1 protein-coding gene is annotated in these 563 nt (G+C 64.7%); it reads left to right on the plus strand.

The window, feature by feature from the left end:
- Positions 1-12 precede the first annotated feature (12 nt).
- On the plus strand, positions 13-563 hold a 551-nt coding region (locus R4P64_RS33955), incomplete at its 3' end, for an RES family NAD+ phosphorylase (RefSeq protein ID WP_317824581.1).

The following is a 563-nucleotide window of genomic DNA, read 5'->3' on the forward strand; positions in this document are numbered from 1 at the left end:
TAGATGGCGGTAATGTTGCCTGCGCCGCCGTCGATCGAGGACCTCCGCGATGCGGGAATTCTTCCCGACGAGGTGATCGAGTGGACACCCGGCGACGTCGTCTGGCGGGTGCACCGCACCACCGGCCCCCACGTCCTTGCCTGGAACGGACTTCGCACCTTCGGTCCGGTCCTTCGGTTCGATCACCATCCGCTCCCTCCAGCCGATCGGACGAGATACGGAATTTGGTACGGCGCAAGCAATCCCCGCGGCGCCCTGGCCGAAGCATTCCAAGCGTCCCGCACTATCGACCGGCGGCACTGCGAACCGTTCCTGACAGGCGTGAAATTCGTGCGTGCACTGCGCCTTCTCGATGTGTCCGGAATCGGCACCGGAGTGTGGGCAACCAGAGTCGGCGCGAACCATGCGCTCGATTCGGCAGCGCACCGCCGAACCCAGCACTGGGCCAGGACAATTCACCGCGCCCATGACGATCTGGATGGAATCGTCTATCGGGGCCGGTACGCCGGAACTGTGTGTATGGCGTTGTTCGAGCGCGCCGGCGACGCATTCCCCGCTCTTCC

It is taken from the genome of Rhodococcus sp. IEGM 1366 (genome assembly GCF_033142425.1).
In the GTDB taxonomy this organism is placed as follows: domain Bacteria; phylum Actinomycetota; class Actinomycetes; order Mycobacteriales; family Mycobacteriaceae; genus Rhodococcus_F; species Rhodococcus_F globerula.